At 35.9% G+C, this 13,989-nt stretch carries 13 protein-coding genes; 11 read left to right on the top strand and 2 right to left on the bottom strand.

Annotated features, from left to right (window positions below; all coding sequences use genetic code 11):
• The 8 genes from G9F74_RS30085 to G9F74_RS13440 all read left to right on the top strand — a co-directional run.
• The coding region (locus tag G9F74_RS30085) for an SH3 domain-containing protein (protein ID WP_260407658.1) at positions 1-1,834 on the top strand (1,834 nt) is incomplete at its 5' end.
• Positions 1,835-1,896: 62 nt separating this feature from the next.
• The gene (locus tag G9F74_RS13470) at positions 1,897-2,775 is read left to right on the top strand and encodes an ROK family protein (protein ID WP_000759854.1); all 879 of its coding nucleotides are present in this window, start codon (positions 1,897-1,899) and stop codon (positions 2,773-2,775) included.
• A 128-nt stretch (positions 2,776-2,903) separates the two neighbouring features.
• The gene (locus tag G9F74_RS13465) at positions 2,904-3,500 is read left to right on the top strand and encodes a TerD family protein (RefSeq protein WP_001121599.1); all 597 of its coding nucleotides are present in this window, start codon (positions 2,904-2,906) and stop codon (positions 3,498-3,500) included.
• 23 nt (positions 3,501-3,523) lie between these two features.
• Positions 3,524-4,108 carry a TerD family protein gene (locus G9F74_RS13460; protein WP_000146728.1) on the top strand — a complete coding sequence of 195 codons (585 nt, stop codon included), beginning with the start codon at positions 3,524-3,526 and terminating at the stop codon, positions 4,106-4,108.
• 80 nt (positions 4,109-4,188) lie between these two features.
• Positions 4,189-4,767, top strand: a complete 579-nt coding sequence (locus G9F74_RS13455; protein WP_016107463.1) for a TerD family protein — start codon at positions 4,189-4,191, stop codon at positions 4,765-4,767.
• 73 nt (positions 4,768-4,840) lie between these two features.
• On the top strand, positions 4,841-5,632 hold the full coding sequence (locus G9F74_RS13450) for a TerC family protein (protein WP_000025680.1): 792 nt from the start codon (positions 4,841-4,843) through the stop codon (positions 5,630-5,632).
• Positions 5,633-5,741: 109 nt separating this feature from the next.
• Entirely contained in the window at positions 5,742-7,373 is a 1,632-nt protein-coding gene (locus G9F74_RS13445; RefSeq protein WP_016107464.1) for a YceG family protein, read from the top strand.
• Positions 7,374-7,391: 18 nt separating this feature from the next.
• The gene (locus G9F74_RS13440) at positions 7,392-8,474 is read left to right on the top strand and encodes a toxic anion resistance protein (RefSeq protein WP_001064417.1); all 1,083 of its coding nucleotides are present in this window, start codon (positions 7,392-7,394) and stop codon (positions 8,472-8,474) included.
• 175 nt (positions 8,475-8,649) lie between these two features.
• Here G9F74_RS13440 and G9F74_RS13435 read toward each other — a convergent pair whose 3' ends face one another.
• Both G9F74_RS13435 and G9F74_RS13430 read right to left on the bottom strand, forming a co-directional pair.
• On the bottom strand, positions 8,650-11,316 hold the full coding sequence (locus G9F74_RS13435; protein ID WP_000049586.1) for a cation-translocating P-type ATPase: 2,667 nt from the start codon (positions 11,314-11,316) through the stop codon (positions 8,650-8,652).
• A 192-nt stretch (positions 11,317-11,508) separates the two neighbouring features.
• The gene (locus G9F74_RS13430; protein WP_000366197.1) at positions 11,509-11,733 is read right to left on the bottom strand and encodes a DUF1128 domain-containing protein; all 225 of its coding nucleotides are present in this window, start codon (positions 11,731-11,733) and stop codon (positions 11,509-11,511) included.
• Positions 11,734-11,908: 175 nt separating this feature from the next.
• Between G9F74_RS13430 and G9F74_RS13425 the strand changes: the two genes are divergently transcribed.
• Genes G9F74_RS13425 through G9F74_RS13415 form a run of 3 tightly spaced genes read left to right on the top strand, consistent with a single transcriptional unit; the run spans position 11,909 to position 13,815 of the window.
• The gene (locus tag G9F74_RS13425; protein WP_000250901.1) at positions 11,909-12,373 is read left to right on the top strand and encodes a low molecular weight protein-tyrosine-phosphatase; all 465 of its coding nucleotides are present in this window, start codon (positions 11,909-11,911) and stop codon (positions 12,371-12,373) included.
• Positions 12,374-12,426: 53 nt separating this feature from the next.
• Entirely contained in the window at positions 12,427-12,942 is a 516-nt protein-coding gene (locus tag G9F74_RS13420) for a DUF4075 domain-containing protein (protein WP_001085404.1), read from the top strand.
• 6 nt (positions 12,943-12,948) lie between these two features.
• On the top strand, positions 12,949-13,815 hold the full coding sequence (locus G9F74_RS13415) for a YihY/virulence factor BrkB family protein (protein ID WP_001226534.1): 867 nt from the start codon (positions 12,949-12,951) through the stop codon (positions 13,813-13,815).
• Positions 13,816-13,989: the final 174 nt, after the last annotated feature.

The raw sequence follows: 13,989 nt of genomic DNA, 5'->3' as shown, positions 1-13,989 counted from the left end.
TAATGCGACAAGTCTCCGAGTAAGAAGTGCGGCGAATACAAGTAGCTCGGTTCTAGGAAACTTAAAAAATGGTGAAAAAGTAACAGTACTAGGAAAAGCAAACGGCTGGGCGAAAATCAATTACCAAGGAAAAGAAGGGTATGTGTCGTTAGAGTTTGTGAAGTTAGAAGCAGGAAAACAAGAAGAAAAGCCAGCGGAAGACATTACGAATGGAACGCAAGAAGTAGGAACGATCAATGCGACAAGTCTCCGAGTAAGAAGTGCGGCGAATACAAGTAGCTCGGTTCTAGGAAACTTAAAAAATGGTGAAAAAGTAACAGTACTAGGAAAAGTAAATGGCTGGGCGAAAATCAATTACCAAGGAAAAGAAGGTTATGTGTCGTTAGAGTTTATAACGATTGGTAAAGATTCCATAGATCCAACAAACCCAACAAACCCTGGACAGGTAACAGAAGAACGAGCAGTTGTAAATGCGTCTTTATTAAATGTACGTAAAGGTCCATCAACAGGTGCGGCAGCTGTCGGTCATTTGAAAAATGGAGAGACTGTTACGATCATAGGAAAAGAAAATGGCTGGGCAAAAATCCGTTTTAATGGCGGAGAGGGTTATGTTTCGTTACAGTTCTTAAAAGTTAAACAAGGTTCGTCTTCTTATGAAATTGTTACCTCATCACAAAAGGTTCAAAAACCAAATGAAGCGGAAGCAACACAAATTATGCAGAATATGAAAGAAGATGCTTACATTAAAAGTGACGGTAAAGTTGTAAATATGAAGCAAGGTTTCGTTCGTGCAAATGGTGTTATTAATATTTATGATATTACGACGGGTAAAAAGCTCACATATGTAAAGGGTGGAGCTGACCTGAAATTTGTAAAAGCTGTTGATGATCGTATTCATGTCCAAATTGATGGTATGACAGGTTATGTGAATATAAATGATGTTACATTACATCCGACAATGACTGGTGAGAAAACGTCGTATTATGCAACTAAAAATGGCAAGTTATATCATTATGTATACAATCCGGAAAATGGTAAACATGCAACGTATCAAATTGGTAATGCTCCGAAACATTTAAAAGAAGGAGAGCGTTACGAGGCTTTTGATAAGAAGCAAATTGGAGGACAAGATAGTTATCAATACTTTGAGTATATGCCACTTCGTGCAACATCTACTTATACAGGAGATGAAATTGATAATTTCTTACGTAAATCGAATGCAAAGAGTCCACTTATTGGATTAGGAAAATATTTTGTAAGTGCAGCAGAGAAATATAAGATGAATGCGGGTTACTTAGTGTCACATGCAATTTTAGAATCAGGATGGGGAACAAGTCGTATCGCGCAAGATAAGAAAAATTTATTTGGCTTTAGAGCGGTAGATTCAGATCCATATAATGGTGCAACTGGATTCAAAACATGGGAAGAAGGTATTGATTTTTGTGCGGCATATATAGATAAGCATTACTTAAATCCAAGTGGAAATACATATAATGGTGGAAACTTAGGAGATAAGGCACAAGGAATGAACGTCATGTATGCAAGTGATGAAAATTGGGGACAGCAAATTGCCTCGCTTATGTATAGAATTGATGCAATGAATGGAAGTAAAGATTTAAATAAATATCGACTTGGAACGTTAACGGCAGGTTCTCCGATATTCAAAAGTATGGCTGAAGGTCAGACTGGAATGACATCTCGCAACATTATGGTAGCCATTAAGAAAACAGTTAATACACCACAAGGATCGTATTATGAAATTGTTTCGGATAATAAAGAATACAACAGTGTCTACGTAAAAGCTGGATCTGTAAATCTTGTGAACTCTTATTAAAGGAAAACATCATCATTTCAATGCAGAAAAGTGAAGTTCATAATGTTAGAGGAAGTGACAGTGTGAAAAAATATATCGCATTTGATATTGGTGGTACACAGATTAAATATGGGATTATTTCAAAATCTGGGATATTACTAAATCACGAAACTACATTAACAGAGGCCCATTTAGGTGGGGAACAAATCGTTCAAAAGATTATTAGCTTGGCGGAGCAATTAATGAATGAACATGTTGTTTCTGGAATCGGTATTAGTACAGCCGGAATTGTAGATATTCATAGAGGAATCATAACTGGCGGCGTGGATCATATTCCACGCTATGCTGGTATTCCTATTATTGATAGATTACAAGCTGTATTAAAAGTTCCTATATCCATTGAAAATGATGTCAATTGTGCTTTGTTTGGAGAGATGTGGCAAGGTGTTGGAAGAAATGAAAATAATTGCATTATGCTTACCCTTGGAACGGGAATAGGGGGAGCTATTGTTATTAATAAAAAACTGTACAGAGGTCATTCATTTAGTGCTGGTGAATGGGGCAATATGTTGATCGAAGGGAAACAATTTGAAGAGGTTGCCTCGATTTCAGGGTTAATTTCTCTTGTGCGGAAGTATAAAGGTAGCGGGAATTGGAACGGTGAAAAAATTTTTGAATTATATGATCAGAAGGATAAAGAAGTTATACATGCCGTTCAAATATTCTTTAAACATTTAGCCATTGGAATTAGTAATCTTGCTTATATCTTCAATCCAAAAGTAATTATTATTGGTGGAGGGATTACTAATAGAGGTAATCGATTTTTAGAAGAAGTAAAGGAAGAGGTACGAAAATATTTAAATCCTGAGATTTATAGTAATTGCGAGATTAAAATCGCACAAAATCGTAATCACGCAGGAGTGATTGGTTCGATTTACCACTTCTTACATCAATATAAATAAATGATATAGGTGTTTTCATATAATTGAGAATTTATTCTTTTTCTCAATAGATAAATAATGCTACAATATAAGAGAAGAATACAATATTTTCCGATTAGGAAAATGCTTTGTAGAAAGGAAGAAACTTCATGCCTATTATTTTAGAAAAAGGACAAAAGATCGATTTAACGAAAGGACAACCGAGAGTAGCAAAACTACAGGTTGGCTTAGGCTGGGATCCAATTGGGCAATCAGGTGGGTTTCTGTCTTCATTATTTGGAAGTAAACCAAATGTAGATTGTGATGCATCAGTTGTTATGTTAGAAGGAGAGCGTTTTTTAAATAAAAATGATTTAGTTTACTTTGGAAACAAACTTTCTACTTGTGGTAGTATTATTCATTCAGGAGATAATTTAACAGGTGAAGGCGCTGGTGACGACGAAACAATTTTCGTAGAATTACATAAAGTTCCGAGCCGTATTAATCGTTTAGTATTCGTTGTAAATATTTATGACTGTGTAAATCGTCGTCAAGATTTTGGGATGATTCGTAATGCATATATTCGTATTCAAAACCCGCAAACAGGTGAAGAATTAGCACGTTATAACTTGTCAGATAACTATGCTGGCAAAACGACTCTAATTGCAGGAGAAATGTACCGACACGGAAGTGAGTGGAAGTTTTCAGCGGTTGGAGAAGGAACACAAGATAAAAATTTAAGTGAGATTGTATCACGTTATCAATAAAATAAACCGAGGAGGAATTGTATATGGCATCAATTTCGTTGAAAAAGGGACAAAAGGTAGATTTAACAAAAACGAATCCAGGTCTTTCAAAAGTTCTTGTAGGACTTGGTTGGGATACGAATCGTTATGACGGACAAAACGATTTCGATTTAGATGTTAGTATTTTCTTAGTAGGTGCGAATGGTAAAGTTTCAGGCGCAGAGGATTTCGTCTTCTACAATAATCCAAAAGGTGCGAATGGTGCTGTAGAGCATTTAGGAGATAACCGCACAGGCGAAGGTGAAGGCGATGACGAATCAATTAAAGTAGATTTGAAAAATGTTCCTGCTCACATCGAACGTATTTGTTTCACAATTACAATTTATGATGGAGAAGGCCGTAGCCAAAACTTTGGACAAGTTTCTAACGCTTTCGTACGTATTCTAGATGAAGAGAAAAATGCAGAATTAATTCGTTACGATTTAGGAGAAGACTTCTCTATTGAAACAGCGGTAGTAGTGGGTGAATTATACCGTCATGCAGGTGAATGGAAGTTCAATGCAATTGGAAGTGGATTCCAAGGTGGATTAGGTTCTCTATGTAATAACTTTGGTTTAGATGTAGAGTAATAGATTTATATATCCATCGGTGAAACGCATGTTTACTGATGGATATATTTTTAAAGATTAAAATATAGAGGTGAATATAAATGGTTATTCAGTTACAAAAAGGACAGAAGATCGATTTAGGTAAGACAAGCCCTGGTTTAACAAAAGCGGTAATTGGTCTTGGGTGGGATATTAAATCTTATGATGGTGGATCTGATTTCGATTTAGATGCATCGGCATTTCTATTAGATGCGAACGGAAAATGTACGAAGGAAACTGATTTTATTTTCTATAACAATTTACAGTCTCCTTGTGAATCTGTTCTGCATACAGGAGATAACCGTACAGGTGAAGGTGAAGGCGATGATGAGCAACTTGTTGTCGATTTGAAGAAAGTTCCAGCAGAGGTACATAAAATTGCAATCACAGTTACAATTTATGATGGTGAAGGCCGTAATCAAAACTTTGGACAAGTCGGAAACGCATTCGTTCGTTTAGCGAATGAGGAAACAAACGAAGAAGTTCTTCGTTTTGATTTAGGGGAAGATTTCTCCATTGAAACAGCAGTTGTCTTTTGTGAATTATACCGTCATAATGGACAGTGGAAGTTTAATGCAGTAGGAAGCGGTTTCCAAGGTGGATTAGGTGCGCTTGTAAGAGCGTATGGCTTGGATGCATAAGAAGGGAAACGACATTCGTTTCCTTTTTTTGACCTTTCTATAAATCTAGCAAAGAATAGGGGATAAAGGTAAGATGAGCATTTTGCAAGAAATCATTAATACGTATGCTCAGTTTTTCGACTTAGATATGTGGATTAAAGTGTTGCAAGATCCAGTATCTTGGGGATTAATTGGTACACTTGTTGTACTTGAAGGGTTACTATCTGCTGATAACGCACTTGTGTTAGCGGTAATGGTAAAACATCTTCCGGAAGAGAAACGTAAAAAAGCATTATTCTACGGACTTATTGGAGCTTATGTGTTCCGCTTTATTGCGATTGGAATTGGAATGTTCTTAATTAAATTATGGTGGGTAAAACTTCTTGGTGCGCTTTACCTTGCTTGGTTATCAGTGAAATACTTTATTGATAAGCGTAAAGGTGCAAGTGAAGAAGAGGAAGCTCATGGTATGAATCAAAATAGTATTCTCTTTAGAATGTTCGGTGTCTTCTGGGGAACGGTTGCGATGGTTGAATTAATGGATATCGCGTTCTCTGTAGATAGCGTACTTGCTGCATTTGGTGTATCAAATGAAGTTTGGATTTTACTATTAGGCGGAATGCTCGGTATTTTAATGATGCGTGGTATTGCTGGCGTATTTTTAAAATTGTTAGAGCGTATTCCAGAATTAGAAACAACAGCGTATATTTTAATTCTAATTATTGCAGCGAAAATGTTATTGTCTCTAATTGATATTCACATTAGTCATACACTGTTCTTTATTATTTTACTTGTAGCATTTGGAGCAACATTTATAATTCACTACATGAAGAATTCTGGACAGGCTAAAGAAGAAGTTGCAGCTACTAAAAATAATCATAAATAATTGAAATGGGTTTGCTCGTTATGCGAGCGCCCATTTTTTATAACTAAAAATAGTTTATAATAGAAGAGAGACTTTATAAAAACGTAAATGTTTTTGGAGGTGAACTGTTGTGTTTTCACGTTTTACACTTCAACCATGTGCATTAAAAGAAGAATCAGATTTAAAACAATTTGAAGCGCTTTTAGAAAAACGCCCACAATATGAACTGACAGAGAATGAAATGAAATTTAGTTATATAGCAACGCGTATTCTTGGTGTTCCTAATGATGTAGATGAATATTTCAATGATTTATCTGATTATAGTGAAGCAAAAGGGATTGAGGTTTTGCATGAACAAAATTTAAATAAGGTGATTGATTCCGAAAAACTGCGTCATATTCAAGAAGTTTTTGCGTTACATCAAGAAGCACCAAATGGACTTACAGTAAATAGGCTTGTAGCCCATTTGTCTGGAAAGCAACTATTACCGCAAGTAGACAATCCTGATTTGCAACATTATATACATACGACGTTTATTTCTGTATTGAAATTGTATGAGAAACAACATAATCAATCTTTAAAGACAGAAGGATTCCGTCGTTTCTTAATCGATATGATTAAGTTAAGTGAGAATTATGTAACGAAGTGGTTTTCTACGATTAATTATAAGAAACAAATGCCGCGTATCATTTGGTATGGTGATGCACAGGAAAGTCGTATATATTTCTTATACTTTCTTATTATGCTCGGCTGTGATGTACTTTATTATCACCCGGAAGGAAAAGATGGCTTTGAGAATATCGATGAAGCGGGAAGAACTTTTGTTGTGTCTCATTCAAGCCGTATTTCTCTTGAACCATTTCCCGATCGTCGTCGCGAACGCGTCGCAACAGTAGCGTACCAAGCTTCAAAGGAAATTGAGCAAGTACTTCACCATGATAATTCACTACTGTATAAGCCGTGGCAATTCCGTTCGTATACACCTGTAGCACGTACATTAAAAACGACATATGATGAACTCTTTTTAATTACGAAAGAAAAGTCGTTTGTACGCCCAACATTCTTTGTTGAAAATAAACACATTTATATCCCTTCTTTATTTGCAAAAATATCAGGCGTTTCAAAGAACGATAAAGAATATTTTCAACGATTAAAGGCAGTTACATCATTCGATAACAGTTTATTAATTAATACATTCCCGTTTACGAAAGAACAAAAAGCGAATTTCCAATATCATTACCGAGATGCATTGGACCGCGGAGGAAAGTTACACCCGGATTTAATTATGAATAGCCATTGGTGGCCGCATAAGCGTTTACCGGAAGGTTTACAGCATGGTATTGCAGAGGCAATCATCCATACGTGTGAAAGTGAAATGTGTAAACCAGTTGGGAAAGAGATGAAACAAGAGGTAGCACTATATGTTTTCGCGCAGCTCTCTCAAATACCACCGAATATTTTAGAACAGCTTGAGAAATTTGATTATTCACAAGATGTACCGAAAATTGTTATATTTAATAATGAGAAGAGTGGAGAATTAACTCGTTCCGATGCTGTTTTACTACTATTTTTAAATCAAATTGGAGTAGATGTATTCCATTTCAATCCAACGGGGAGAAACGATATTGAACCGTATATTGAAGCAGGCGCATTTGATTCACATTGGCTTGAGGAAGTTAATTTTGATCTTGAGTTTCATGGTTCATCAGCCTATAAAAATTTATCACAAACAATAAAAGGACTATTTCGTCCATTTTTATAAGGAAAGGGAGAATACCATATGAATAACCCAGTCGTACTAGATTCAAAAACAGAATTAAATGAGCAAACCGCACAAGATGTCCGTTTACAACTTAGACAAGATGCGGAAGTACAACGTATTTATAATGCGGTAGATATTAAAGATCAGTTAGAATTAATCGAGCTTGGAAAAGAACCGTCTATGGAAATTTCACGTTTCGCTGATCAAATTTTACATACAATGTCTTTATCAAAAATAGAAGACTCTGGTGAATTATTAAAACAGCTTGGTAAAATTATGGACAGGTTTGATAGTAAAGATTTTGCGGAAGAGAAAAGTGGTTTCTTCTCACGTATGTTCAAAAAAGCAGATAAAATGATTGAACAAATCTTTAGTAAGTATCAGACAATGGGTCGCGAAATGGATAAAGTATACGTAGAAATTACGAAGTATCAAGATGAAATGAAAAAATCAATTGGTACGTTAGATGGCTTGTATGAGCAAAACTTAAAGTATTATTTAGATTTAGAAAAGTACGTAGTGGCAGGAGAAATGTTATTAGAGCGTTTAAATACAGAGTTAGTCCCGATGTATGAAGAGCGCGTACGTAATAATGATCAACTAGCAGGTATTGAATTAGAATCACTTAAAAACTCTGTTGAAATTTTAGAGCAACGTATTGATGATTTAGAAAAGGCACGTATGGTTGCTCTACTTACAGCACCACAAATTCGTATGATTCAACGTGGTAACAATAAATTAATAGGTAAGATTAATACAGCATTTATTACAACGATTCCTATCTTTAAAAATGGTATCATTCAAGCGGTAAATGCGAAACGTCAAAAGCTTGTTGCAGATTCTATGGCTGAACTTGATCGTCGTACAAATGAGTTACTGAAGAAAAATGCACAAAATATCGCAACTCAAAGTGTGGAAGTAGCGAGATTATCAGGTTCTTCTAGTATTAAGATGGAAACACTTGAAGAAACTTGGAACATTATTTCAAGAGGTATGCAAGAAACACAACAAATTGAAGAGCAAAATAAACGTGAGCGTGAAGAAAGTCGTAAGCGCATGGCTACACTAACAGAAAACATCAAAAAAGAATTACAAGGATAAAGTGAAACTTTAATCAGTGGGTTTTTGTTCATCCTCACTGATTGTTAACCTTCACTAATTGGGCGTTTATGGGCAGTTGATCTCCCACCTCAAGCTGAATTTTGAGGTGGGAGTTTTACTACCGGGAAAATAGTGGGATAAAGAAAAGGCAATGAGGAACAGTCCTCATTGCCTTTTAGTTTCTCTTAACTAATTTAATGATTTCATTCACAACGAGCGGAATGATACTTAACAAGAGAACAAATCCCCAATCGCGTAATGTTAATGCATGTACACCGAATATATTCGCTAGAGGAGGGATGGAGATGATACATACTTGCATAAGAACACCAATAAGAAGTGAGAAGACTAAGTATTTATTTGTAAATATCCCAATTGAGAAAATCGATTTCGTTCTTGAACGCAAGTTAAATGAATGAACGAGCTGAGAAAAACTAAGAACGACAAATGCCATCGTTTGAGCATGTAATAGAGCATCTTCATCAATTTGCTCTGGGAAAAGTGGAAATAAGTTTGTATCTCCAGCATAGAGTTTCGCCCCAACGATAAAGGCAGCTAACGTTAAAAATCCAATTACAACACCATTGAAAATAAGAAAAGGGACGCTCCCGCTAAATAGACTTTCTTTCGCACGTCGTGGTTTTTCTTTCATCACATCTGAATCTTCAGGATCAACACCGAGTGACAATGCAGGAAGTGTGTCGGTAATTAAATTAACCCACAAAATGTGGATTGGGCGTAATGGTGTCGCCCAGCCAAGTAAAATAGCTAAAAATAAAGCGATAATTTCTCCGAAGTTACAAGAGAGTAGGAAGAGAATCGATTTTTTTATGTTACGGTAAATATTTCTGCCTTCTTCAACGGCTTTAACGATAGATGAGAAGTTATCGTCTGTTAAAACGACATCTGCTGCGCCTTTTGCAACATCTGTCCCTGTAATGCCCATTGCTACGCCAACATCTGCTTGTTTTAAAGATGGAGCATCATTGACGCCATCACCAGTCATAGAAACGATATTTCCTTTCGCACGTAATGCTTTTACAATCTTCACTTTATGTTCTGGAGAGACCCTAGCGAATACATGTAAGTGATTAATTTTGTTTGCTAGTTCTGTATCTGAAATGTTATCTAGTTCAGTTCCAATCATAATTTCAGATTTTTCTTCAGCAATACCAAGTTCTTTGGCAATTGTAAAGGCGGTATCCTTATGATCACCAGTAATCATAACTGTACGAATACCAGCTTTTTTACACTCTGTAATGGAATCTTTTACTTCTGTGCGTGGTGGATCAATCATACCGACAAGACCGATAAAGATGAGATTTTCTTCGAGATGATTAATATCCACATCGTTCGCATTATATTGTTTAAATGCGAATGAAAGTACTCTTAAAGCTTCTTGAGACATTGCCCCGGCAGCTTCTAATATTTGATTTTTATCAGAATTTGTGAAGACCTCAACTTTGTCATTTATAAAGATATGGGTGCAGTGAGGTAAAAGTTTATCAATAGCACCTTTCGTCATACTATAGTAGCTTTCATCGTATGTATGCACTGTTGACATCATTTTACGATCAGAATCAAAAGGTAGCTCGTTAACACGTTCATGTTTATTTTCTAAATGATCTTTTTGCATGTTAAAAGTGCTGCCAGCAACGAGAAGGGCAATTTCAGTAGGGTCCCCAGTTTGGGATTCACTACTATAAGACGCATCATTACATAACACCATATTTTCTAACAATAGACGGTGTACATCATTATTTACATTCAAATTTTCTAACTGAGCGTATGTGTTATCACTATAAAAGTGAGTAACGGTCATTTTATTTTGCGTTAATGTACCTGTTTTATCTGAACAAATAATTGTGACAGACCCGAGAGCTTCAACAGCTGGTAGTTTACGAATGATAACGTTTTGTTTAATCATACGCTGCACGCCAATTGCAAGAACGATGGAAACGATAGCTGGTAGTCCTTCAGGAATAGCCGCTACAGCTAAACTAATTGCAGTCATAAACATTTCTAACGTATCGCGTCCTTGTAAAAAACCGATGAGAAACATAATAGCGCAAATGGCTACAGCGACAAAGCCTAAATATTTTCCTACTTGTGCTAAGCTTTTTTGAAGTGGTGTCATATCATCATCTGATTCATGTAAAAGGGTAGCAATCTTACCAATTTGTGAGTTCATACCAGTTTCAACAGCAACACCAACGCCACGTCCGTATGTTACTAGCGTCGACATAAAGGCCATGTTTTTTTGATCGCCCAGTGGCACTTGTTCATCAGTTTGCATAGAAGGATGATAAAGTGCATCCTTATCAACAGGGACGGACTCACCAGTTAGAGCAGATTCTTCAACTTTTAAATTTGCTGTTTCGATAAGTCGTAAATCACATGGTATATAACGTCCAGCATCGAGCATGACGATATCACCTGGAACGACTTGTTCAGATGGAATTTCTTTTAGTTCGCCGTCTCGTTTTACGATAGCTTTAGGTGTTGCCATTTTTTTTAGTGCTTCCAAAGCTTGCTCAGCCTTTGACTCTTGGATGACACCAATAACTGCATTTAATATGACAACGAGCGCGATAATGCTTGCATCTGCCCATTCACCTACAAAGGCAGAAATAAGGGCAGCTATAAGAAGAACATATACGAGGACGTCATTAATTTGGGAAAAAATCCGCTGCCATAAAGTACGTTTTTGTTTTACTGTTAATTCATTTGAACCAAATTGTTTTAAGCGTTCATTTACACCGTCAGCGGTTAAACCACTTTGTTCATTTGTTTTAAGATCCGTTAATATTTGATCTTTCGTCTTACTGTACCATTTGCTCATAAGTAAGCACCTCCAGTAAAAACAGTTAGCAATGGTAGTGTTGCTATTATTTGTGAGTAGTATGTACGGAGAAAAAATCTAAGATGAGCTTCTACTTCTATTGTACAATATTTTACAGTTGGTTGAGGAAAAGAGAAGAGTTGTCATGAATTTGTTGGAAATAAAAAAGAGCCTCATATAAGAGAGGCTTTTTTACTTTTTAATTAATGTACCTAATTCTTCTGTAATAGCTTGCATTTCACTAATGCTGAATGTTTCACGTTTCATAACATGCTCATAGATGTCACGTAAGTCCTCGTACATTTCTTCGTTAAAGCTAGCAGCTCTCATCGCTCCAGCATTAACCATACGTAATTTTTCTTTAATAGCTTCGACCATATATTCAACGTTTTCTTCTGACTTTACGGATAAATCCACCGAAGTGTCCCCCTTTAAAATAACATAAGGCTATCTTAACATTTTTTTATCATTTTCGTTAATGAATCTTTTCAATCCTATTAAATTAGTAGGGATTTCCTTTATATTTAATAATTGGTTGTTTATACTATAAGTATATATTAAGAAATGCACCAAGAAAGGAAGAAACAAAAATATGGTTCAAGTATTATTTGTTTGTCTTGGGAACATTTGCCGTTCTCCAATGGCAGAAGCGATTTTTCGAGATTTTGTCGTAAAAGAGGGACTTGAAGAGAAAATTGTCATTGATTCTGCAGGAACTGGAGATTGGCACATTGGTCATCCGCCACATAAAGGAACACAAAAAATTTTAAAAGAAAATGAAGTCGTTTTTGAAGGAATTAAAGCAAGGCAAGTAGAAAAAGAAGACTTAACAAAGTTTGATTATATTATTGCCATGGACAACAAGAATATAGCAGATTTAAAAAGTTTAGGTAAAACTGGAGGCTATATTGGTAGGCTGTCCGACTTTGTTCCAGACGGTGGCTGGACAGACGTTCCTGACCCTTACTATACAGGGAACTTTCAAGAAGTGTATGACCTTGTAACAGAAGGGTGTGCAAAGCTATTAGCTTTCATTCGAAATGAACAAGGAATATGAGGAAGCTTAGAAAGAAATACTTTCTAACATAAGAAATGAAAGGGTGAAGGAATATGGCAAAGAAAAATAATATTGCTCGAAACATTGCGCTTGGTGTAGCGGCAGGTGTAGCTGTATCCATGTTAAAGAAAGAAAACCGTGAAAAGGTAAAAAACACTGCTGAAAAAGCAAAAACAAAGATGATTGAAATTGGTGAAAATGCAAAGATTAAAGAAAAAGTGCAAACTGTTACAGATAAAGGACGCGAACTTGCTGATTTCAATGTAGTGAAAGCGAAAGTAGCAGAAATTAAAAAATTGACGCCGTCAGTTGTAGAGACGTTAAAAGAAACGAAAGAAATTTTTAGTAAGAAAAAAATTGAGCGAGAAGAAAAGCCAGAAACGATTGAAATTCAAGCTGTATCTCCAAAGGTAGATGAGCTTAAAGCAGAAGAAGAGCCAGTAGTTGCTGAAGATGGTGGTATGAAAGAAGCACGTGAATTATTTATGAAAGACTCACATGCAGAGGAAAAAAAAACTGAAGCGTACATTGAGTTAAAGCAAGATAAAGAAGAGAAGAAAAGCGTTTAAACATATATGAGAAAAATTTTAGAAAAGGTAAGAAGAAATCGCACTTATTCGTTCGGTAAAGATTTATACGATCGGACGATGCGTGATGATGTAGCGGGCTTGGCAGCACAGCTCGCTTATTTCTTCTTACTTGCTATTTTTCCTGGGCTTGTTTTCTTAATTACGCTTCTTGGATTTATTGACCTTCAAACAGAAAGTGTGCTCAATTTATTAGAACCGTACGTACCTGAAGATGCAATGTACTTAATTGAAGTAAACGTAGATAAAGTTGTAAATGAGCAAAATGGTGGTTTATTATCATTTGGTTTACTGTCGATGCTATGGTTTGCTTCAAATGGAGTAAATGCGGTTATGAATGCTTTTAACCGTGCGTATGATGTAACCGAAACACGTTCCTTTATTAAAACAAGAGCTTTATCAATTGTGTTTACATTAGCCATCATTTTTATGATTGTGTTTGCTCTAATTGTCCCAGTATTCGGACAAGTGATTGGGGCAGCGGTATTTAAAGCAATTGGTTTATCGGATAGTTTTTCTTACGTATGGAGTATTACACGATTAGTAGCGAGTTTCTTCGTACTATTTGCCTTGTTTAGTTTTTTATATACATTTGCACCAGATCGAAAGTTAAAAAGAAGAGAAGTCATTTCAGGAGCAATATTTGCTACTGTAGGGTGGATTGTGGTATCGTACTCATTTGCTTATTATGTAGATAAGTTTGCGAATTACGCCAATACATATGGTGGTCTCGGTGGAATTATTATTTTAATGTTATGGTTTTACTTAACTGGATGGGTAATTTTACTTGGCGGTGAAATTAATGGTCTACTCCATCACTATAGAACGGGTGACAATAATTCCCGTAATGAATAATGAGCTCTTGTTCCATAATAAAAAGGAACAGGGGGGATATTTCATGAGTAATAATAAAAAGAACCACAATAATAAAAACAACAATAAACAAAAGAGCAGTTCGCATCCGAAGCATAAAACAAGTAGTAGTGCGAACGGGCATAATAGCTACCATTAAAAAAAGCGGGTCCTCTA

Origin of the sequence: Bacillus sp. EKM202B (genome assembly GCF_011066025.1) — a bacterium.
Lineage (GTDB): Bacteria > Bacillota > Bacilli > Bacillales > Bacillaceae_G > Bacillus_A > Bacillus_A toyonensis.
The sequence above is the reverse complement of the archived record's forward strand: the minus strand, read 5'-3'. Positions and strand labels throughout refer to the sequence as shown.

Excerpts from the sequence above, each read along its gene's own strand:
- G9F74_RS13465 (WP_001121599.1), top strand. The coding sequence starts at position 2,904 with ATGCCTATTATTTTAGAAAAAGGACAAAAGATCGATTTAACGAAAGGA.
- G9F74_RS13460 (WP_000146728.1), top strand. The coding sequence starts at position 3,524 with ATGGCATCAATTTCGTTGAAAAAGGGACAAAAGGTAGATTTAACAAAA.
- G9F74_RS13455 (WP_016107463.1), top strand. The coding sequence starts at position 4,189 with ATGGTTATTCAGTTACAAAAAGGACAGAAGATCGATTTAGGTAAGACA.
- G9F74_RS13450 (WP_000025680.1), top strand. The coding sequence starts at position 4,841 with ATGAGCATTTTGCAAGAAATCATTAATACGTATGCTCAGTTTTTCGAC.
- G9F74_RS13440 (WP_001064417.1), top strand. The coding sequence starts at position 7,392 with ATGAATAACCCAGTCGTACTAGATTCAAAAACAGAATTAAATGAGCAA.
- G9F74_RS13435 (WP_000049586.1), bottom strand. The coding sequence starts at position 11,316 with ATGAGCAAATGGTACAGTAAGACGAAAGATCAAATATTAACGGATCTT.
- G9F74_RS13425 (WP_000250901.1), top strand. The coding sequence starts at position 11,909 with ATGGTTCAAGTATTATTTGTTTGTCTTGGGAACATTTGCCGTTCTCCA.
- G9F74_RS13420 (WP_001085404.1), top strand. The coding sequence starts at position 12,427 with ATGGCAAAGAAAAATAATATTGCTCGAAACATTGCGCTTGGTGTAGCG.
- G9F74_RS13415 (WP_001226534.1), top strand. The coding sequence starts at position 12,949 with ATGAGAAAAATTTTAGAAAAGGTAAGAAGAAATCGCACTTATTCGTTC.